Annotated in this window: 15 protein-coding genes; 4 read left to right on the forward strand and 11 right to left on the reverse strand. The window is 72.0% G+C overall.

Translation table 11 applies throughout. From position 1 onward, the window contains the following. Positions 1 to 166: 166 nt before the first annotated feature. Both thrB and thrC read right to left on the reverse strand, forming a co-directional pair. Positions 167 to 1072: a homoserine kinase gene (gene thrB, locus AC27IY_RS44105; RefSeq protein ID WP_487181649.1), complete on the reverse strand. Its 906-nt coding sequence runs from the start codon at positions 1070 to 1072 to the stop codon at positions 167 to 169. A gap of 34 nt (positions 1073 to 1106) precedes the next feature. Next, a complete protein-coding gene (gene thrC, locus AC27IY_RS44110; protein ID WP_329584109.1) occupies positions 1107 to 2165 on the reverse strand; it encodes a threonine synthase in 1059 nt (352 codons plus the stop codon). A 298-nt stretch (positions 2166 to 2463) separates the two neighbouring features. On the opposite strand from thrC, the gene AC27IY_RS44115 reads away from it, so the two are divergent. Then, positions 2464 to 3864, forward strand: coding sequence for a glycosyltransferase family 2 protein (locus tag AC27IY_RS44115; protein WP_487181650.1), 1401 nt, complete (start codon positions 2464 to 2466; stop codon positions 3862 to 3864). Between the two features lie 21 nt (positions 3865 to 3885). Here the strand turns inward: AC27IY_RS44115 and AC27IY_RS44120 are convergent, their stop codons facing one another. The 6 genes from AC27IY_RS44120 to AC27IY_RS44145 all read right to left on the reverse strand — a co-directional run bounded on the left by AC27IY_RS44120 (position 3886) and on the right by AC27IY_RS44145 (position 11940). After that, positions 3886 to 5520: a glycosyltransferase gene (locus tag AC27IY_RS44120; RefSeq protein WP_487181651.1), complete on the reverse strand. Its 1635-nt coding sequence runs from the start codon at positions 5518 to 5520 to the stop codon at positions 3886 to 3888. Then, a complete protein-coding gene (locus AC27IY_RS44125) occupies positions 5517 to 6596 on the reverse strand; it encodes a family 2 glycosyl transferase (RefSeq protein WP_423444108.1) in 1080 nt (359 codons plus the stop codon). The genes AC27IY_RS44120 and AC27IY_RS44125 overlap by 4 nt, the downstream gene beginning before the upstream one ends. Positions 6597 to 6668: 72 nt before the next feature. Continuing rightward, on the reverse strand, positions 6669 to 7958 hold the full coding sequence (locus tag AC27IY_RS44130) for a homoserine dehydrogenase (RefSeq protein ID WP_364449005.1): 1290 nt from the start codon (positions 7956 to 7958) through the stop codon (positions 6669 to 6671). Next, positions 7955 to 9337 (reverse strand): diaminopimelate decarboxylase, encoded by a 1383-nt coding sequence (gene lysA, locus AC27IY_RS44135; RefSeq protein ID WP_423474568.1) that lies wholly within the window; start codon positions 9335 to 9337, stop codon positions 7955 to 7957. The genes AC27IY_RS44130 and lysA overlap by 4 nt, the downstream gene beginning before the upstream one ends. A 124-nt stretch (positions 9338 to 9461) precedes the next feature. Continuing rightward, positions 9462 to 10085, reverse strand: a complete 624-nt coding sequence (locus AC27IY_RS44140) for an anticodon-binding protein (RefSeq protein WP_487181652.1) — start codon at positions 10083 to 10085, stop codon at positions 9462 to 9464. A 10-nt stretch (positions 10086 to 10095) separates the two neighbouring features. Beyond that, a complete protein-coding gene (locus AC27IY_RS44145) occupies positions 10096 to 11940 on the reverse strand; it encodes a hypothetical protein (protein ID WP_487181653.1) in 1845 nt (614 codons plus the stop codon). A gap of 71 nt (positions 11941 to 12011) precedes the next feature. On the opposite strand from AC27IY_RS44145, the gene AC27IY_RS44150 reads away from it, so the two are divergent. Together AC27IY_RS44150 and treS are read left to right on the forward strand one after the other, a co-directional pair. Continuing rightward, entirely contained in the window at positions 12012 to 13649 is a 1638-nt protein-coding gene (locus tag AC27IY_RS44150; RefSeq protein ID WP_364449016.1) for an asparagine synthetase B family protein, read from the forward strand. A gap of 258 nt (positions 13650 to 13907) precedes the next feature. Beyond that, positions 13908 to 15641, forward strand: a complete 1734-nt coding sequence (treS, locus tag AC27IY_RS44155; RefSeq protein ID WP_344209515.1) for a maltose alpha-D-glucosyltransferase — start codon at positions 13908 to 13910, stop codon at positions 15639 to 15641. Here the strand turns inward: treS and AC27IY_RS44160 are convergent. Genes AC27IY_RS44160 through AC27IY_RS44170 form a run of 3 tightly spaced genes read right to left on the reverse strand, consistent with a single transcriptional unit; the run spans position 15628 to position 19123 of the window. Then, entirely contained in the window at positions 15628 to 17895 is a 2268-nt protein-coding gene (locus AC27IY_RS44160) for an ABC transporter permease (protein WP_423444097.1), read from the reverse strand. The genes treS and AC27IY_RS44160 overlap by 14 nt on opposite strands. Continuing rightward, entirely contained in the window at positions 17892 to 18620 is a 729-nt protein-coding gene (locus AC27IY_RS44165) for an ABC transporter ATP-binding protein (RefSeq protein ID WP_091090771.1), read from the reverse strand. Before AC27IY_RS44165 ends, AC27IY_RS44160 begins: the two co-directional genes overlap by 4 nt. Next, the gene (locus tag AC27IY_RS44170) at positions 18617 to 19123 is read right to left on the reverse strand and encodes a PadR family transcriptional regulator (RefSeq protein WP_329584123.1); all 507 of its coding nucleotides are present in this window, start codon (positions 19121 to 19123) and stop codon (positions 18617 to 18619) included. Before AC27IY_RS44170 ends, AC27IY_RS44165 begins: the two co-directional genes overlap by 4 nt. A gap of 141 nt (positions 19124 to 19264) precedes the next feature. Between AC27IY_RS44170 and AC27IY_RS44175 the strand changes: the two genes are divergently transcribed. Continuing rightward, positions 19265 to 20515: an ABC transporter substrate-binding protein gene (locus tag AC27IY_RS44175; protein ID WP_487181654.1), complete on the forward strand. Its 1251-nt coding sequence runs from the start codon at positions 19265 to 19267 to the stop codon at positions 20513 to 20515.

Raw genomic sequence — 20515 nt, forward strand, 5'->3', positions numbered from 1 at the left:
GCGACTAATTCCGGGGAGACAGCCGCGCTGCCCACGCCTCGCGACGTGAAGCATGATGCAGCGATGTGTGGCTGACAAGCACGCACCCACCAAGGGGGCATCTGGTGCGGCTATCAGCCTAACATCACCAGCGCACACGGCTATTCCCTGAAGGTCTAAAGAGGCATCAGCGTGTCTCGGGGAACTGAACGTTCGCACCAACCGGGTCGACGTCCATTTGCTGGATGTGCCAGTCATTACCCACTTCTGGCGCGATCAAATCCTGCGTATCCGATGTCGAAAACGCAAGAACCGTGGGACCCGCTCCCGAAACGACCGCGGGCACGCCCACTGCACGCAGACGTTCTACCAGAGCCGCGCTCTGCGGCATCGCAGGCGCGCGGTAGTGCTGATGGAGTCGATCTTCCGTGGCGGCGAGCAGGAGCCCCGTCTCGGGCCGCTGGGTCAGCGCGGCTATCAGCAACGCGGCCCGGCCGGCGTTGAAGGAGGCGTCCTTGTGGGGCACGTCCTTCGGCAGCAGCCCCCGGGCGGTCTCCGTCGCCAGCCGCGCGGACGGAATCAGGACGACGGGACGGACCCGCTGGTCGGGAGCCAGTTTCACCATATGCGGCGTCCCCGCGTGGTCGGACCAGGCGACGGTGAGACCGCCGGCCAGGCACGGCGCCACGTTGTCGGGGTGGCCCTCCATCTCGGTGGCCAGCGCGAACACCTCGTCGTCCGGCCACTCGACCCCCGCGAGCGCGCGGGCCGCGAGCAGCCCGGCGCACACGGCGGCCGACGACGAGCCGAGGCCGCGGGCGTGCGGGATGCGGTTGCGGCAGCGCAGGCGGATGCCCGCGGGCTGCGCCACCCCCATGCGGCCGAACGCCTCGCGCATGGCGCGCACGATTAGGTGGCGCTCGCCGCGGTCGACCTCACCCGCGCCCTCGCCGCTCACGCTGACCTCGACGCCGCGCTCGCCGGTGAGACCGGCCTCGACCTCGTCGTACAGGCTCAGCGCGAGGCCGAGCGCGTCGAAACCCGGGCCGAGGTTCGCCGAGGTGGCGGGCACGCGGATGTCAACGGTCCTCATTCACGCATCAGATCCTCACTCCCCGTGACCTCCGTCAGGCGAGGTTGAGCGCCGCCGCGGCGGCGTGGACGTCGATGGGGATCACCGTCGGCGCCGGCGCTCCCGAGATGGCCCAGTCAGGGTCCTTCAGCCCGTTGCCGGTGACGGTGCAGACGATGCGCTGCCCCGGCTCGACCAGGCCCTGCTCGTGCGCCTGGAGCAGACCGGCGACGCTCGCCGCCGAGGCCAGCTCCACGAACACGCCCTCTTCCTGGGCCAGCAGTTTGTACGCCGCCGCGATCTGCCGGTCGGTCACCGACTGGATGACGCCGCCGGACTCGTCGCGGGCCGCCGTGGCGAGCGACCAGGAGGCCGGGTTGCCGATGCGGATGGCCGTGGCGATGGTGTGCGGGCGGGTCACCGGCGCGCCCTGGACGATCGGGGCGGCGCCGCTCGCCTGGAAGCCGAACATGCGCGGCTTCCGCGTCGCGAGGCCGTCGGTGAAGTATTCCTGGTAGCCCATCCAGTAGGCCGAGATGTTGCCCGCGTTGCCCACCGGGATGCAGTGGATGTCGGGCGCGTCGCCGAGCGTGTCGACGATCTCGAACGCGGCCGTCTTCTGCCCCTGCAGCCGATAGGGGTTGACCGAGTTGACCAGCGCGATCGGGTAGCTGGACGACAGCTTGCGGGTCATCTCCAGGCAGTCGTCGAACGACCCCTCGACCTGCAGCAGCGTGGCCCCGTGCACGAGCGCCTGGGCGAGCTTGCCCATGGCGATCTTCCCGCGCGGCACCAGGACGGCGCAGGTCAGCCCGGCGCGCACGGCGTAGGCCGCCGCGGAGGCCGAGGTGTTGCCGGTGGAGGCGCAGATGACCGCCTTGGCTCCCTCCTCGACCGCCTTGCTGATGGCCATCGTCATGCCGCGGTCCTTGAAGCTGCCGGTCGGATTGGCCCCCTCGACCTTCAGGTAGACGTCGCACCCGGTGAGGGCGGAGACGCGGTGCGCGGGCACCAGCGGCGTGCCGCCTTCGAGCAGCGTGATGACCGGCGTCTTCGTCGTCACGGGAAGACGCTCGCGGTATTCCTCGATGAGGCCACGCCACGACCTGCTCATGATGACTCCCTACCTGCGGTGTTGGTCACAGAGTGTACGGGGTGCGGGCGACCGCATCGGATTCGCGTCCATGAATCGGACACAGGGTCGGACACAGGGTCGGGCACGGGCTCGGACACAGCTCGGACACGGGTCGGACGTATGGGTTGGACAGCGACGCTATTGAGGAAATTCTCAGCATCTCCCGATAAGGTCTCGCCAGGGGGTCACGACCATGAACGCGCGTCCTGCTCTGAGGCAGAACGACTATTCGCCGATCGAGGCGCCGCCACTGGGCGCCTGGTCACCCGCCCTTTCCGTGAGCGTGGTGATACCCGCGCACGGCGGGCAGGACAAGCTCGACCTGACGCTGGCGGCGCTGGCGGCGCAGACGTACCCGGACCGGCTGATGGAGGTCCTCGTCGTCGACGACGGCAGCGAGCCGCCCATCCGGCTGCCCGAGCTGCGGCCGGTCAACACGCGTATCGTGCGGGTGCGCGACGGCTGGGGCATCTCCAACGCCGTCAACACCGGCGCCAACGCCGCCGACGGCGAGATCATCCAGCGGCTCGACTCCGACATGGTGGCCTGCCGCGAGCACATCGAGGCGCTGGCCCGCTGGCACCACGTGACGGACTACCTGGTCACGATCGGGATGAAGAAGTTCGTCGAGCCGCCGGCCGTCACGCCCAGGCAGGTCTTCCAGGCCCGGCGCCTGGACGAGGTGTTCGCGCTGGACGAGGCCGTCTCCAGCTCCACCGAGGCGACGATCGCCAAGACCGACGGGCTGCGCGCGAGCCGCAACCCGTACCACGTGTGCACGGGGCCGACGTTCGCCCTGCCGCGCGAGGTCTTCCACGCCGTGGGCGGTCTCGACCCGACCGTGGCGCGGGGTGAGGACACCGAGTTCGCCTACCGGCTGGCCATGCACGGCGTGGTGTTCGTGCCCGACCTGGAGGCGCAGGCCGTCCACCTGGGGCTGCCGGCGCAGCACCGCGACCGGGAGCGGGCGGTGCGGGCGGTCGAGCCCTACCTGGCGCACCGCATCCCGCTGCGCAGGGACCTGCGCAAGGATCCGGGGCGGCGGTGGCTGGTGCCGTACGTGGAGGTCGTGCTCGACGTCACCGACACCTCCGAGTCGGTGGTGCGGCAGGCCGTCGCGGCGGCGCTCGGCGGCAAGCTGCAGGACGTCGTCGTGACGCTGGTGGGGCCGTGGTCGCGGCTGCGGGACGGGCGGCGTTCCGTGCTCGGCGACCCGTGTTTCGAGCTGCGGCTGATGCGCGACCTGTTCGCGCACGACGAACGCATCAGGCTCATCGACGAGGCCGCGCCCACGCCCGCGCCGTGCCCGTTCCGCTACCGGGGGCCGGTGGACGTGCCGCTGCACCGGGCGACGCTGGAGCGCATGGTCGAGTCGGCGCAGAAGGACCTGACGGGCGTGCTCGTCGTGGACCTGCCGGACGGGCGGACGGCCCGGCTGGAGCGTACGTCGGCGCTGGGGCGCGCGGTCCTGCTCACCGAGCCCGGCGCGGGCCCCGCCGACGTGGACGCGGTCATCGCGGCCACGCACGGCGTACGGCACGAGCCGCCGGACCGCTACTGGCCGGCCCCGAAGCAGCCCGAGCCGGTCACCATCCCCGCGCCGGAGCCGGTGACGGTGCCCGCCGCCGACGAGCGCTCCTTGCTCGGCCGGCTGAAGTCCGCCCTGCGCCCCAACTGACCTGAGGCGGGGGCGGAGCGCTCAGTCCCGGGGACGGCGGAGGGCGCGGCGCATGGTGGTGGAGACAACCGTGCGGAGGCTCTGCTGGGCCGCGCGGTTGGCGGCCGCGAGCTCGCGCCGCAGGGTGCCGACCTCGCGCCGGAGCTCGACCGCCGACTTGCGCCAGCGGCCGGCCTCCTCCTTCCACTTGCCGACCTGCGCCCGCAGCCGCTCGTTCTCCTTGGCCAGCCGGGCCGCCTCGGCCTGGGCCTCGGCCCGCGCCCGGTACGCGCTCCGCCGCCCCACCGGCGCCGCCGCCTCGGTGGTGAACCCGTACGTCTCGCCGTCCACCCACGTGACGCCGGACACCTCGTCCACCACGTCGTCCAGGTCCTCGCCGGGCCCGGCCACGAGGCGGGCCCTGGCGAAGGCGGAGAGGCGTTCGAGCCGGGCCGCGACGACGCCCTCGGCCGACTCGCCCAGCAGCACGTTGACCAGCCCCAGCCCCTCGTCGCGGGCCAGGTCGAGCAGCCGGGCCAGGCTGTCCTCGCCGGGGACCCAGCCGGCGGGCAGCCGCAGCACGTACGGCACCGCGGGGTCCACGTCCTCGGCGGCGGCGAGGCGCACCCGGCCGTCGTACCGGTAGTGGCCCTCGACCAGCACCAGGTCCAGGGCGGGATCGCGGAGCGGGGCGCGGCGCTCGCGGCGCAGGGTGTCCCAGGGCCCGACGACCAGCACCGACAGGTCGGGCACGGTGCCGGCGAGCAGCGCGTCCACGCTCGCCCGCACCTCGTCGTAGCCCGCCGTGCCGTCCACGACGGCCGTCACGTAGGGGACCTTCCACTGCCGCCCCGGATGCCCGCGCAGCCACCGGTAGGCGGGGACGCGGTCGGCCACGAACGCGTGGCTCACCCGGTCGATGGCCGGCTTGTCGCGCATCCGCATAGTGGGCCCGAGGTGGTAGGCGCGGGCGGCCGGCTCGGGCACGAAGACCGCGCCGGCCTGGCTCAGCCGGTAGCCCATCTCGGTGTCCTGGCCGAGGACCAGGTCGTCGTCCATCGGCCCGGCCGCCGCGATCAGCCGCGCGTGGACCGAGGTGGCGCCGCCGACGTGCAGGCTGAAGGGCCGCTGCGGGTTGTCCGTGAGCCCGCCGGTGCGCTCGACGAGATCGACGATCCAGGCGTGCGGCTCGGCCGGCTCGAAGGAGGTCTCCAGGTCGTCGGGCAGCTCGGCGGGCAGCTCGGCCTCGGTGAACCTTATGTAGCCGGTGACGACGAGGTAGGGCGCCGTGTGGTGCCAGCGCATGTGGGCCTCGATCGCGCCGGGCGTGAGCACCACGTCGGAGTCGAGCCAGTGGACGACCTCGCCAGTGGCCTCGGCCAGCCCGGCGTTGCGCGCGGCGGCCCGGCCGGGCTCGGGGCAGCGGATCAGCCGGGCGCCCTTGGGCGCGGTCCCGGGCAGGCGCAGCGGCGGCTCGCTGCCGTTGTCGACGACGATCACCTCGGTGAGCTCCGCCGGGTACGTCTGCCGGGCGAGCGCCGCCAGCACGAGGTCGAGCTTGTCCTGCCCGCCGTACGCGGGGACGACGACGCTGACCGTCAGCTCGGGCGTGAAGCCGGCCTCCGGGCGCAGCGTCCGGTAGTCGTTGCCGCGTACGCGGGCGATCGGGCCGGTCACGCGGCCTCCATGAGCAGACTCGGCCGGAAGCCGCGCCACTGGTTGGCGGCCACCTTGACGAAGTGGGCGAGCGGGAGCTGCCAGGTGTGGTCACCGCTCAGCCCGCGGCGCAGGACGTAGCCGAGACCGTGCGTACGGTAGATCTTCGCGCCCGCCCCCGAGGCCGCCTTGAGGAATTCGAGGTCCACGGCCCGCGCGACCGGCGGGAACCCGCCCAGCTCCCTGAACCGCGCCAGCGGCACCATGATCGTGCCGCCGGCCACGTGGTCGGAGTAGACCTCGCTCGGATAGCGGGCGCCGCTGGCGAACGTCGTCCGCCTGATCGTGGCCTTCAGCGGCTCCAGGTAGAAGAACTCGGCGGTCGTGCCCACGATGTCGGCCTCGGCGTAGGTGCGGGCCATGTACAGGTCGGACAGGTGGTGCGGGCCGTACCAGTCGTCGTCGTCCCACTTGGCGAGGAGGTCGCCGCCGGCCGCCGCCGCCGCCCGGTTGAGCACCTCGCCGAACGGCACCGACTCCGCGACCTCGACCCACCGCACCGGCAGCGCGCACGCCTCGACCGCCTGGCGTACGTGCTCGAACGGCACGCCGTGCAGCCCCAGCACCACCTCGGCCGTCACGCCGCGCTGCCGCTCCATCTGCGCCAGCGCCGCGCCGACCAGGGCGGGCCGCTTGGTGGCCATGACGATGCTGACGCTGGGCGGGGTCTCCGGCGCGGGGTGCGCGAGGCGGCGCAGGCGTACGCTGTGCTCCTCCCGCCGCAGGTCGGCGAGGCTGCGCGCGGTGCCGTCGGCGGCGTGGCCGAGCCAGTCGCGGTCGGTGAGCAGCGCCGCGAGGCCGGCGGGCACCCAGCCGGGGGCCCGCTCGGCGGTCAGCGGGACGCCGGCCGCGGCCAGCTCCATGAGCCCGTCGAGGGGCACCGGCCCGTCCGGCCACTCGATCTCCAGGCCGCGCAGCGGGCGCAGCTCGGGCACGGCGGGCGGACGGCCGTCGACCGCCCATCCGCCGCCCGCCCAGTGCAGGCGGGCCGGCCCCTTCTCCGGCGTGCGCAGGAAACCGCACGGGGTGACGGACATGAAATGGGTGCTCCTCGACCGCGGGGATTCAGTCGGCGCCTACCTTACGCCCGTTTCGCGGCCCCTCAGGCGCTAGTCGTCGCCCTCGACGCGCATCACGCCGGCCACGGCCCGCACGATGTCGAGCTCCCGCAGCCCCTCCAGCGTCGCGGTGAGCGCGGCGTCGGTGGCGCGGTGGGTGACGATGACGAGCTGGGCGTCGTCGCCGTGCCCCTCCTGGCGGACGGTCTGGATGGACACGTCGTGCTTGGCGAACAGCTCGGCCACCCTGGCCAGCACGCCCGGCTTGTCGGCCACGTCGAGCGCCATGTGGAGGCGCGTGACGGTCTCGCCCATCGGGTGGGCGTTCAGGTCGGCGTAGGTGGACTCCTCGGGGCCGCGGGTGCCCGCCAGGCGGTTGCGGGCCACCGCCACCAGGTCGCCGAGCACGGCCGAGGCCGTGGGCGCGCCACCCGCGCCCTTGCCGTAGAACATGAGCTGCCCGGCCGACTCGGCCTCCACGAAGACCGCGTTGTACGCCTCGCGCACGCCCGCGAGCGGGTGCGTGCGCGGGATCATCGCCGGGTGCACCCGCACGCCGAACGAGCGGCCGTCGTCGGAGCGGGCGCAGATGGCCAGCAGCTTGATGACGTAGCCCATGGCCTTGGCGGAGGCCACGTCGGTGGCGGTGATCTCGGTGATGCCCTCGCGGTGCACGTCGGCGGCCGTCACCCGGCTGTGGAAGGCGAGCCCGGCGAGGATGGCGGCCTTGGCGGCGGCGTCGAAGCCCTCGACGTCGGCCGTGGGGTCGGCCTCGGCGTAGCCGAGCGTCTGGGCCTCCTCCAGGGCGTCCGTGAAGGACGCGCCCGTGGAGTCCATCTTGTCGAGGATGTAGTTGGTGGTGCCGTTGACGATGCCGAGCACGCGGTTGACGTGGTCGCCGGCCAGCGACTCGCGGAGGGGCCGCAGCAGCGGGATCGCGCCCGCCACGCTCGCCTCGAAGTAGAGGTCGCCGTTGCCGGCCCGCGCCGCCTCGTGCAGGGTGGCGCCGTCCTCGGCCAGCAGCGCCTTGTTGGCGGTGACGACGGACTTGCCGCGCGACAGCGCCGAGACGATGAGGCCGCGGGCGGGCTCGATGCCGCCGATGACCTCGACGACGATGTCGACGTCGTCGCGGGCGACCAGCGCCTCGGCGTCGGTGGTCAGCAGCGCGGGATCGACCTCGACGTCACGCTTGCGGCCGAGCCGGCGCACGGCCACCCCGGCCAGCTCCAGCGGCGCGCCCACGCGGGCGGCGAGGTCGTCGGCCTGCTCGTGCAGGAGCCGGATGACCTGCGAGCCCACGACCCCGCAGCCCAGCAGAGCCACTTTCAGCGGTTTCACAGCTGCCCCCTCAACAGGTCGTCCTCGGTCTCGCCCCGTACGATCACCCGGGCCTTGCCGCCCGAGACGGCCACCACGGCCGGCTTGGGCAGGTAGTTGTAGTTGCTGGCCAGCGACCGGCAGTAGGCGCCGGTCGAGGAGACCGCCACCAGGTCGCCGGGCGCGAGGTCGGCCGGGAAGTAGCAGTCGCGCACGAGGATGTCGCCGCTCTCGCAGTGCTTGCCGACCAGGCGGCTCAGCATGGGCGCGGCGTCGCTCTCGCGGCTGGCCAGCACCGCGGTGTAGTCGGCGCCGTAGAGCGCGGTGCGGACGTTGTCGCTCATGCCGCCGTCGACGCTGACGTACGTGCGCAGCCCCTCGACGTCCTTGACCGTGCCGACCTCGTAGAGGGTGATGCCGCCCGGCCCGACGATCGCGCGGCCGGGCTCGACGGTGAGCCGGGGCACCGGCAGGCCCGCGTCCACGCAGACCTTGGTGACGATCTCGCGCAGGCCGTCGGCCAGCACCTTGATGTCGGGCGCGTCGTCGCCCTCGACGTAGGCGATGCCGTAGCCGCCGCCGAGGTCGAGCTCGGGCAGCACCACGTCGTGCTCGTCCTTGATCTCCACCAGCAGCCTGGCCAGCCGCCGCGCGGCCACCTCGAACCCGCCGGTGTCGACGATCTGGGAGCCGATGTGGGAGTGCAGGCCGACGAGTTCGAGCTGCGGCAGCGCGAGCACGCGGCGTACGGCCTCGGCCGCCGCGCCGTGGCCGAGCGAGAGGCCGAACTTCTGGTCGTCGTGCGCGGTCGCGATGAACTCGTGGGTGTGGGCCTCGACGCCGGTGGTGACCCGGATCATCACCTTGGGCCGCTTGCCCAGCTGCTCGGCGAGGTAGCCGAGCCTGGCGATCTCCTCGAAGGAGTCGACCACGACGTGCCCGACGCCGGCCTCAAGGGCCCTGGTCAGCTCGGCGACGGACTTGTTGTTGCCGTGGACGGTGATGCGCTCGGGCGGGAAGCCGACGCTGAGCGCCACGGCCAGCTCGCCGCCGCTGGCCACGTCGAGGCCGAGCCCCTCGTCCTGGAGCCAGCGCACGATCTCCTTGCACAGGAACGCCTTGCCGGCGTAGTGGACCTCGGAGCCGGCGAAGGCGCCGGCGTAGTCGCGCATGCGCGAGCGCACGTCGTCCTCGTCGAGGACGTAGAGCGGGGTGCCGAAGTCGCGGGCGAGGTCGCGCACGTCCACGCCGCCGACCGTGAGCGCGCCATCGGTCCGGGTCGACGTTCGGGGCCAGATCGCGGGCTGGATCCGGTTGAGGTCGGCGGGCGCCTGCGGCGGGCGCTCCTGGGGCAGCATCTCAGCGTGCCGGTCCCCGGCGGGATGGACGAATCGACTCACCCGATCGAGGCTATCGGAACCGCCACTCCACCATGACCTGGTGACCACGTATCGAGACGGGATCGGGCTCCACGTGGGATTTTTTTACGCTTTTTCGCGGTTTGGCCGGATATTTTGCGATCAATCACAGCCGTTCCGGACCCATCAGCACCTGTCCCACCGCCACCGCCAGCCGCACCCGCGCCGTGTGCACCGGCCGCGCGGGCTCGTCGCCGCGCGGCACCGCGGGCGCGCGCTCGTGCGCGTCGTGGAAGGCCAGGGCCAGCCGCACCAGGTACGCCTCCCACCCCGGCTCCCTGCTCATCGCCCGGCCCGGCAGCTCGGCCAGCGCCCGCAGCACCGCCCGGTCCCAGGGGCCGTCCAGCGCCGCCGGGTCGAAGCCGTCGCCTGGCACCCCGAGCGCGCGGGCCCACCTCGTGACCGCCCGCGCCCGCGCGTGGCCGTACCTGACCACGAAGCCGGGGTTGTCCCAGGTGCGCGGGAAGTCCGGCCAGTCCGGCTCCGGGATCGCCGGGACCTCCAGCGACTCCAGCAGCGTGCCGGGCGCGCGTACCTCGATCTCCAGGAGCCCGTTCGCGCGGGCCGCGACGGCCGCCACGCCGGGCACCGCGCGGACCCGCCCGGCCAGCTCCGCCACGGGCACCCGCCGCCGGAGCGCCGCCGCCGAGACGAGCAGCGCCCGGCGCTCCCAGGTCCCCTCGGGCGCGGGCGGCTCCCCCAGCGCCTCGGTCAGCTCCGGGAACGTCACGGCGACGACTTTAGATGAGCGCGTGGGGCTCGGCGGAGCCGTACTCCACCAGGTGGGCGGCGCCGAGGAGCCAGCGGTCCTCGTCGCGCACCCGTACATATCCGAACCTGTCGGCCGAGAACACCTTGATCCCGTCGGTGCGGCACTGCCGCATCATGACCTCGTCCCAGCCCTCGCTGAGGTCGGCGAAGCCGATCTCGCGCAGGGCGTTCCTGCGGGCGAGCAGGGTTGCGCCGGCGATCTCCGGCAGGTAGGCGTACTCGGCCTCGGGCTGCTTGAGCAGCGTGGCCTGGGGCTTGCGCAGGTGGGCGTAGTAGGCGGCCTTGCCGACGATGTCGGCGGTGCTGAACAGGAACGCCCTGCGCAGGTCGGCCAGGTAGTGGGGGCCGTAGACGTCGCGCGGGTCCATGACCGCCACCAGGTCGGCCTCGCACAGGTCGAGCCCGGCGGCGAGCATCGCGCCCTCGCTCATGGAGGGCTGCGGCCTGCGGTGGACGACGTCGAGGTCCGGCAGCACGTCGCGGGCGCGCAGCTCGGCCTCGGGCGGCCCGATGACGATCACCTGGGCCACGCCGGTCTGCTTGGCGACCTGGGCGAGCCCGTGCTCCATGAGGTGCGGGTCGGTGATCGGCAGCAGCACGGACGTCTCCAGCGTGGCGCGGGCGCTGGGCAGCCCGACGGTCTCCAGCATCTCGTCCACGCGCTCGGTCATCGTCCCCATCTGGTACGCCCGCCGCAGCGCCACGTGCGCCCGCCGCGAGTCGGCCTCGGTGCCGATGGGCGTGCCGCAGGCCGCGATCTCGGCCAGCCGCCACTGGGGCGTGCCGGGCGGGCAGTCGGCGGCGGCCGGCCACCGGTAGGAGGTCAGCACGTCGGGGTAGGTCAGGTGGCCCGGCAGGAGCTGGTCGAGCGTGAGCACCCGGTCGATGCGCCCGCCGGCCAGGGGCAGCGGGTTGTGGACGCGCGGCTGGACGCCGTACTGCAGCCGCGGCCAGGGCACGGACAGGTCGTTGGTGAAGCGGTGCTCGAAGAGCTGCGCGGTGGCGGCGTAGGCGTCGACGGGGCCCTTGGTGTGCCAGAACACGGTGCGGATGCCGCGCTCGGCGCACCAGGCCAGCAGCGCGCGGATGCCCTCGCCCGGCTCGCCGGTGATCTCCTCGGCCCACGGGCCCTCGGTGACCGACTCGACCACGAGCAGGTGGGGCACCTCCAGCGGGAGCACCCGGGCGAAGTCGCGGGGCGTGAAGCCGGTGGTCTGGCGCCACTCGTAGCGGAGCAGGGCCTCGGCGTGCGGGTCGGCGATCACCGCCGCGGTGATGTGCGGCCTGGTGTTCGGCCCGGTCGGCACCCGGAACGGCTTGAGCTTGAACGACGCGCCGCCGAGCGTGCGGGTGGAGGTCGTCGCCTGGTAGGCGGCCCCGGGCCGCTCATCCTTGCCGGCGACGGGGGTGACCGGCTTGCGCTTGGGCGCGCTCGGCCGCTTGACCGGCTTGGCGGCCGTCCGCAGGCCTTTGGCGAGCCGGACCGGGTTGCTCTTGCCGCTCTTGATCGCGTCGCCGAGCCGGTTCCAGCGGGCGACCTTGATCGACGACAGCTTCCAGTTGGCCACCTCGGCCTGGAAGCGCTGCTCGGCCAGCTCCCTGCGGAGCTTGTCGGCGGCGGCCCGCTCGGCCTCCAGCGCGGCCTCGGCCTCGCTCAGCCGCTCGGCGAGCGCTCTGGCCTCCTCGACGCTGCGCTCGGCCTCGGCGAGCCGTGCCTGGGCGGCGTCGAGCAGCCTCGCCAGCTCGGCGGCGCGCTCGGCCTGCGCCACCGCGTCTCGCAGTGCCCGGCGCGTGCTCTCAAGCTCAGTGGACAAGTCGACCTCCGCTTCCTCAGCCTGGCAAAGGATACTCTTTTGCGAGAAGCGGCTCGAAGGGATGAGATCCGGTGCAGTTCAACGTGCGGCCCTACGTCTGCGGCGCTCTCGGCCGGATCGACACCGCCATAGTGGGCAAGCTCACCGGGGCGGGCCCGCGGGTGCGGCCGGCGCTCCAGACGCCTGAGGCCGCGCTGTTCAGCTCGGCGCCGCTGCCGCCTTATCACCGCGCGGCCGACTCGTACGCCTTCGCCTGGGGCGAGCGCCGCCCGCCGGCCGCCGACGACTGGATGACGGTGGCCGAGACGTACGAGACGCCCGGCCTCATCGGCGACGGCCACCAGGTGACCCTGCACACGGGGGCGCTCGGACTGGTGGACCTCTACTACGTGCGCCTCGGCGAGGCGGTCTACTTCTCCTCGCTGATCCAGCCGCTGCTCTCCCTGGTGCCGATCGCGATCGACTGGTCGGCCTGGGCCTCGATACTCCAGGTGACGTTCCCGCTGGGCGAGGCGACGCCGTACACCGAGGTCAAACGGCTGCCGGGGTCGAGCGCGCTGGTGTGGCGGCACGACCGGGTGTCGGTCGAGCGGCGGCTGCCGCGCTGGCTGCGCACCGAGCCGTACGAGGCGTGGACCAGCCCCGCCGAGATCGTCGAGCTGCTGCACCACGTCTACGCCGAGTACGACGGCCGCAAGCTGCTCGTGCCGGTCAGCGGCGGCTACGACTCCCGCCTGCTGGCGAGCGTGGCCAAGGCCCGGGGCGCGGACGTCGAGTCGTGGACCACGAGCCCCGACGACGGCACCGACACCGACATCGCCTTCGCCCGCGCGATCACCAAGGAGCTGGGCATCCCGCACCGGGTGATCACCCAGGACCCGGCCGACTACCCGGCGGACGCCGTCGAGGTGGCCCGCAGGCTGGAGTACCTCACCCCGCACCACGCCTGGTACGCCCCCTTCGCCAAGGAGGTGCACGGCGCGGGCCGCATCCTGGTGGACGGCCTGGCCGGCGGGCCGCTGCTGAAGAACTTCATGGTGAGCGGGGCCGCGCTGGAGGCGCGGACGCAGGCCGAGCGGTCGGCGGCGGTGCTGGGGTCGCTGTCGCTGGGCGCGCCCTCGCGGCCGTTCCTGTCGAAGGCGGCGGCGGAGTGGATGGAGGAGAGCGTGCGCGAGCAGTTCGCGGCGGCCACCTCCATGCTCCACGGCCACCGGGCCGAGCTGCCGCTGTCGGTGCTGCACACGAGGACGGTGCGGGGCATCGCGCGCTCGGCGGTGAACCTGGTGGGGCCCGAGGCGTCGTTCGCCGCGCCGTTCATCCATCCGGACTTCTTCGACGCGGCGCTCTCCGTCGGGGTGGCCCGCAAGGACAAGGGCCGCTTCTACCGCGAGGTGCTGTACGCGGCCAATCCCCGGGTGGCGGCCCTTCCTTCCACGAACGTCGTCAAGCAGCCGCTCCAGCGGGTGCCGCTGCGTTCCACGGCGGCACCGGCCCGAAACTATGCGCACAGCATGCTGGAGACGCTGGTGAGCCGGGTGCCGGGGCTGTTGTCGGAGGACCTGCACGAGGTGGTGGCGGGGGGCCCGGACGCACTCACCAGGTTCAATGGCTGGAACGACCGCTTCTGGGTGCGTGGATTGGTACTCTTCGGACTCTGGCTGAGCGACTTCGAAAACGACCTCGCCGACCTGGTCCCACCTTTCTCATGAACTCTCGGTAACAACGTGGTTACATACGGATCTCGTGGGTATTACACCCGGCACAGCAGAAGCGGGTTCCGGAAAGCCGACGGGCTGGTAGTGTTCGGCCCGTAAGCGCCGCACAAACGGGCAGCGGATCACAAATCCGGTCCCGTTCGAGGGCATGGAGTTCGCAGGGATGACGACTCCAGGCGGCGCGGTCACCAATTGAGAACGCCGGGGAACCGGTGACTTCGTCCTGCCCACATCTCTTCCTGTGAGCGACATATGATCAACGCATCCCCAACGCCGGAGCCGATCTCCGAGGCATTCGTCTCCGAAGATCCAGCCTGGTACAAGCGGGCGGTGTTCTACGAGGTCCTCGTCCGGGGGTTCAAGGACTCCAACGGCGACGGCACCGGCGACCTTCGCGGGCTCATCGAGAAGCTCGGCTATCTCGAATGGCTCGGCGTCGACTGCCTGTGGCTGCTGCCGTTGTACGAGTCGCCGCTGCGCGACGGCGGCTATGACATCTCCGACTACATGAAGATCCTTCCTGACTTCGGAGATCTCGGGGATTTCATCCAGCTGATCGAGGCCGCCCACGAGCGGGGCCTGCGGATCATCACGGACCTCGTGATGAACCACACCAGCGACAAGCATCCCTGGTTCCAGGCCTCGCGGCACGACCCCGAGGGCCCGTACGGCGATTTCTACGTGTGGTCGGACGATCCCACCGGATATCCCGACGCGCCGATCATCTTCATCGGCGCCGAGGAGTCCAACTGGACCTACGACCCGGTGCGCAAGCAGTACTACTGGCACCGCTTCTTCCACCACCAGCCGGACCTCAACTATGACAACCCGGCGGTGCAGGAGGCCATGCTGGAGGTGCTGCGCTTCTGGCTGGACCTCGGCATCGACGGCTTCCGCCTGGACGCGGTCCCCTACCTGTTCGAGCGGGAGGGCACCGCCTGCTCCGGCCTGCCGGAGACGCATCAGTACCTCAAGCGCATCCGCTCCGAGGTCGACCGTCTCTACCCCGACCGGGTGCTGCTGGCCGAGGCCAACGGCTGGCCCGAGGACGTCGTCGAGTACTTCGGCGACCCCACCACGGGCGGCGACGAGTGCCACATGGCCTTCCACTTCCCGCTGATGCCGCGCATCTACATGGCGGTGAAGAAGGAGACCCGCGAGCCGATCTCCGAGATCATGTCGCGCACTCCCAAGCTGCCCGAGCACGCCCAGTGGGGCATCTTCCTGCGCAACCACGACGAGCTCACGCTCGAGACGGTGACCGAGGAAGAGCGCGACTACATGCACAGCGAGTACGCCAAGGACCCGCGCATGCGCGCCTACCTCGGCATCCGCCGCCGCCTCGCGCCGCTCCTCGACAACGACCGTGACCGGATCGAGCTGTTCACGGCCCTGCTGCTGTCGCTGCCCGGCTCGCCGATCATCTACTACGGCGACGAGATCGGCATGGGCGACAACATCTGGCTGGAGGACCGCGACGCGGTCCGCACGCCGATGCAGTGGAGCCCCGACCGCAACGCGGGCTTCTCCACGGCCGACCCCGGACGGCTCTACCTGCCGGCCGTCATGGACCCGATCTACGGCTTCCAGGCGGTCAACGTGGAGGCCCAGCAGCGCCACGAGGGCTCCCTGCTGCACTTCACCCGCAGGATGCTGCAGATCCGGCGCAAGCACTCGGTGTTCGGCACCGGCGCCTACACGGAAATGTGGTCGTCCAACCCGTCGGTGCTCACGTTCATCCGCGAGGAGCGCGACGACGTGATGCTGTGCGTCAACAACCTGTCGAAGTACCCGCAGCCGGTCGAGCTCGACCTGCGCAGGTTCGAGGGGATGACGCCGGTCGAGGCGCGCGGCGGCGTGCAGTTCCCGACGATCGGCGAGCTGCCCTACCTGCTGACGCTGCCCGGCCACGGCTTCTACTGGTTCAGCCTCAAGCGCGGCGCGGCCGCCCGCAGGGAGTCCGCGGAGGTCGTCAGCGAGAGGTGACGGGCACCTGGGCACGGGCCGCGCGGCGGGCGGGGATGAGCGCGACCGCGAGGGCCGTGCCCACGGCCGTCAGCACGGCGATCGTCAGGGTCAGAGCGGAGGGGGCGCGGCCGATGCCCGCCCCCACCCCGCTCGTGTGACCCTGCAGATCGATCAGGCTCGTCACCACCGACATCCCCGCCGCCGCGCCCGCGCCGACCCCCAGCACCACCAGCAGGCCCGTGGCGGTCACCAGCGTCGCCATGACCTGGCGCGGCGTCAGCCCCATCGCCTTCAGCACCGCCAGGTCGAAGGCGTGGTCGCGCAGGCCGAGCGCGCTCGCGGTGAGCAGGTTGGCCAGCCCGATGAGGGCCAGCACCCCGATCAGCGCCACGATGATCACCCGGATGACCGCCAGCCGGTCGGCCGGGTTGACCGCCTCCTGCACCTCCAGGCCCTCGCCCGACTCGGCCAGCAGCCTGCCGCGCACCTCGGCGGTGTCCGCGCCCGGCTTGAGGGCCAGCGCGTAGAACTCCGGCGGCACCGCGTCCTTGGCCGCCAGGCTGTCCAGCCCGACCGACAGCACCTCGCCGTCCTGGTCGGGCTCGACGTTGCGGCCGACGATGCGCACGATCAGCGGTGTGCCGCCCACGGTGAGCCGCACCCGGTCGCCGATCTCGACGCCCAGCAGGTCGAGCAGGCCCTGCCCGGCCACGGCCTCGCCGGGACGGCCGTACATCCGCCCCTCGACCACCGGGAACGGGTACGGCGTGGACGACGCGCCGATCGCCCGCACCCGTACGGACCGGGCCTCTCCGGGCGACAGGGCGTTGACCTCCGTGCCCGGGTAGACGGCGGCCACGCCGGGGTCGCTCTCGGCGATGCGCCTGGCCTCGGCGGGCTCGACCTTGCCGGGGCGGACGTACAGCGCGGCGTGCTGGCCCACCTGCTCGGGATGGTCGGCGAAGTCGTCCAGCGTGGCCCACACGCCGAGCCCGATGGTGATCATCATCATCGGCACGGCCAGCCCGAACGCGGTCAGGAACGCCGGCATCCGCCGGGTGAAGGCGTCGCGGGTGCCGAGCACGAGCGCGGGCGGCAGCCGTACGAGGAGGGCCAGGCGCGCGAGCCGCGACAGGCGGCCCCGCGGCGGCGCGGTCGGCACGTCGGGGATCGGCGGCGTGCGCCCGCCGCGCCAGGCGGGCACTCCCACGGCGGCGAGCACGACCAGCGCCGTGCCGCCCACGATGGCCAGCATCGGCGCGGGGGCGACGGAGGTCGAGCCCAGCATCAGCGCCATCACGCCCCAGCCGGCGACCGCGCCGGCCACGACGCCGAGCAGGCCGAGCGCGCCGTGCTCCACGAGCAGCAGCAGCGCCACCTGTCCCCTGGTGAAGCCCAGGGACTTCAGCGTGGCCAGGTCGCGGAGCTGGGCGAGCACCCGGCCGCCGGCCGCGTTGGCGAGCGCCAGCGCGGCGGCCACCATCCCGACCGCGCCGAACAGCGCGAGCAGCGTGCCCAGCAGCCGGTTGTCCAGCTCCATCGCGGCCCTGACCTCGCGCCAGGTGTAGACCCGCTGGAGCTTGTCCTCCAGCATCACGACCACGCGCTGCGAGACGACCTGCGTGGCGTCGGGGTCGGCCAGGCGCAGCCCGGTGACCCACTCGCTGCGGCCCAGCATGGGCTCGATCCGGTCGAGCATGAGGGGCAGCACGTACGCCAGGCCGGGCGTCCACTGCGGGTAGAAGCCCTGCTCGGCGGAGTCGGCGATGCCGCGTACGTAGAGGGTGTGCCGCCCGCCGCTCAGCGCGATGATCGTGAACGGCGCGCCCACCCGGAGCCGCAGCGACTCGGCGAAGGACCGCTCGACCACGACCCCGTCCGGCTGGGACGGGTCCAGCCAGCGGCCCTCGGCCACGACCGGATGCGCCACCCCCGGCGGCGTGGCGGGCATCGCGCGCAGCGCCGCGGGCTCCTTCTTGCCGTCCTGGGCCACGGTGACGGGCGCCGACCGGTAGGGGCCCGCGACCTGCGTCACGCCGTCGATGCCGGTCAGCGAGACGTCGGGGCGGTCGTCGGTGTAGAGCCAGACGTGGGCGCCGTCGGTCCTGGCGAACAGGCTCCGCCAGGGGTTGGTGCCCTCTTCCAGGAGGGTCGCCGCGGTGATCAGCGCGGCCACGATCCCGGCCACGGCCAGCACGGTGAGCACGGCCTGGCCCTTCCTGGCCCGCAGGTCGGCCTTGATCCACCGGCTCCCCGCGAGTGCGGCGCTCATCTGAGGTCGATCACCTCGCCGGCCGTGCCGGTGCGGCGGCGGGCGATGCGGCCGTCGTCGACGATCTCGCCGTCGAACAGGGAGACCACCCGGTCGGCCAGGCTGGCCACACGGGCGTCGTGGGTGACCATGACGATGGTCTGGCCCTCCTTGTGCACGGTGCCGAGCAGGCGCAGCACGTCGCGGGTGTTGCGGCTGTCGAGGTTGCCGGTGGGCTCGTCGGCCAGCAGCAGGGCGGGCTGGTTGGCGAGCGCCCTGGCCAGCGCGACGCGCTGCTGCTCGCCGCCGGAGAGCTGGGCGGGCGCGGCGTCGGCGCGGTCGGTGAGGTTGAGCGCGGCGAGCAGGCTCTCGCGCCGCTCGCGGGCCACCTTGGGCGAGGCTCCGGCGAGCAGCGCGGGCAGCTCGACGTTGTCGCCCACGGTCATGTTGGCGACCAGGTTGAAGAACTGGAAGACGAAGCCGATGCGCCGGCGGCGCAGCACCGCCCAGGCGCTCTCGGAGAGCGTGTCGACGCGCTTGCCGTCGAGCCAGATCTCGCCGCTCGTCCTGGTGTCGAGGCCGCCGAGGAGGTGGACGAGGGTGGACTTGCCGGACCCGGAGGGGCCCATGACGGCCACGAACTCACCCGGCTCGACCTGCAGGTCCACGCCGCGTACGGCGGGCACGGGCAGGGCGCCGTCCTGGTAGATTTTGACCAAATTGACCGTTTTGATGACGGAGGTCATGCCAGATCCTCCTGGCACCGTTCGAGCCAGTCAAGGTCCGCCTGCAGGTGGAGCATGGCCCCCTCGATGAGCAGCAGGGCCACCCGGTCGGTCGGGGGCGTGCGGGACAGCAGGTCGTTGAGGTCGCTCATGAGCCCGAGATAGTGACGCCGCTGGCGGCTGATCAGCGCCATCCGGTCGGCGATGCCGGTGAGCGGCGCGAGCACGAGCTTCATGAAGAACTCGTCGCGCACGCGGGGGCCCTCGGTGGGCTCGTCCACCCAGATCTCGAGCAGCTCGCGGCCCTTGGCGGTCAGGTAGTAGACCTTCTTGTTGGGCCGGTTGGACTGCTCGACGTCGACGGCCCTGACCAGGCCGTCCTTCTCCAGCCTGCCCAGCGTGACGTATATCTGCCCGATGTTCGGGGAGGGGTAGGCGCTGCCGAAGGTCTGCTCCAGCGCTTGTTTCAGCTCGTAGCCGTGAGCCGGCTCCTTGGCCAGAAGCGCCAGCAGGTGAAGCCGCACGCCTCACCTCCCCGGGCGTATGGGAACGCGTGTTACGAACGCGTTACGCGGTTATCCATTGACCTTCAGATTACAGGTGTGCATAACATGAATGCATCTACCTAACACGTATGTAACCCCGTTGAACACGGAGGAAACAGAGTGCTCCGTCCGCTTCCGCTCATGCTGGCCGTGCTCCTGGCGACGGCCGGCTGCGCGGCGGCGGGCGACAAGGGCGGCGGCGAGTCGGCGACGGGCGGAACCGGGCCCATCACCTTCGCCACCGGACGCGACACCACGGCGTACCTGCAACCCCTGCTGGACCGCTGGAACCAGGCCCACCCGGCCGAGAAGGTGACGCTGCTGGAGCTGCCCGAGGCCGCCGACGAGCAGCGCGCTCAGATGGTGGCCAACCTCCAGGCCCAGAGCAGCCGCTACGACGTGCTCGGGCTCGACGTGGTGTGGACTGCCGAGTTCGCGGAGAACGGCTGGATCATCCCCCTGGAGCGCGGGCTCTTCCCGCTCGACAGGTTCCTGCCGCCCGTCGTGGAGACGGCCGTCTACAAGAACAAGCTGTGGGCGGTCCCTTACACGAGCAACGCGGGACTGCTCTACTACCGGACCGACCTGGTCAAGAAGCCGCCGAGAACGTGGGCCGAGCTCCGCGACCAGGCACGGAAGATCACCGAGAAGCACGACGTCAAGGGCTACGCCGGGCAGTTCCTCGCCTATGAGGGGCTGACCGTCAACTTCTCCGAGGCCCTGCAGTCGGCCGGCGGTCAGATACTCAACCGCGACGGGACCGGGGTGACCCTCGACCCGGCCAAGGCGGAGACCGCGCTCGGCTTCCTGCTCCAAGGGCTGCGGGAGGGCTGGATCCCCAAGGAGTCGCTGAGCTACAAGGAGGAGGAGACCCGCCTCGCCTTCCAGGAGGGACGGCTGGCCTTCGCCCGCAACTGGCCCCACGCCTACGGCCCGGCCCGGGTCGAGCTGGGCGACAAGATCGCGGTCACCAGGTTGCCCGGACTCGACGGGCCCGGCTCCAGCACGCTCGGCGGCGCCAACCTCGCCGTCAGCGCCTTCTCCCGGCACCAGCAGACCGCCCAGGAGTTCATCCGTTACTTCACCAGCCTGGAGAACGAGCGCCGCGTCCTGACCGAGGGGTCCTTCCCGCCGGTGTGGACCGAGCTCTACGACGACCCCGACCTGATCAAGCGTTTTCCGTACCTGCCGGTGCTCAAGGAGAGCATCCTCGCCGCCAAGGCACGTCCGGTGAGCGCCAACTACAACCAGCTGAGCTTGGTGATCGCGAGTTCGGTCGCCAAGGCCCTCGGCACCCCCACCCCTGAGTCCGCGGCCGACGCCGCGGTCTCGATGAAATCCGAACTCGACGAGATCATCAGAACCCAGTGA

Source organism: Nonomuraea sp. B208, assembly GCF_057536035.1.